This is a genomic window from Hwanghaeella sp. 1Z406, assembly GCF_048892425.1.
Classification (GTDB): domain Bacteria; phylum Pseudomonadota; class Alphaproteobacteria; order UBA8366; family Aestuariispiraceae; genus Pacificispira.
This window is the reverse complement of record NZ_JBLZHU010000028.1, coordinates 1-469: the sequence shown is the minus strand read 5'-3', so window position 1 is coordinate 469 and position 469 is coordinate 1. Positions and strand designations below refer to the sequence as shown.

General features: G+C 54.8%; 1 pseudogene. It reads left to right on the top strand.

Features of this window, described 5'->3' with window-relative positions:
* Positions 1-140: 140 nt before the first annotated feature.
* A pseudogene (locus ACOSDR_RS20210) lies at positions 141-469 on the top strand (type I glyceraldehyde-3-phosphate dehydrogenase); the annotation flags it as partial.

Below are 469 nucleotides of genomic sequence, written 5' to 3'. Positions count from 1 at the left end.
GGTTTGAGTAGATGCATCCAAACTTGCCCAATAGCCTTTCACCTCTGGAGAGCTGGAGTCAATTCCGGCGAATCCCGTCCCGCCGTGCATCATGGCAAAGTGAGACTGTTGTCTTGCCACCTCGTTCAGCTTGGCCAGAAGACCCCACTAACATCAAATGGGGTGAGGCCGGTGCTGAGTATGTCGTGGAGTCTACTGGTGTCTTCACCACCATGGAGAAGGCTGGGGCTCATTTGCAGGGGGGAGCCAAAAGGGTCATCATCTCTGCCCCCTCTGCTGATGCCCCCATGTTCGTCATGGGTGTGAACCATGAGAAGTATGACAACAGCCTCAAGATCATCAGCAATGCCTCCTGCACCACCAACTGCTTAGCCCCCCTGGCCAAGGTCATCCATGACAACTTTGGCATTGTGGAAGGACTCATGACCACGGTCCATGCCATCACTGCCACCCAGAAGACTGTGGATGG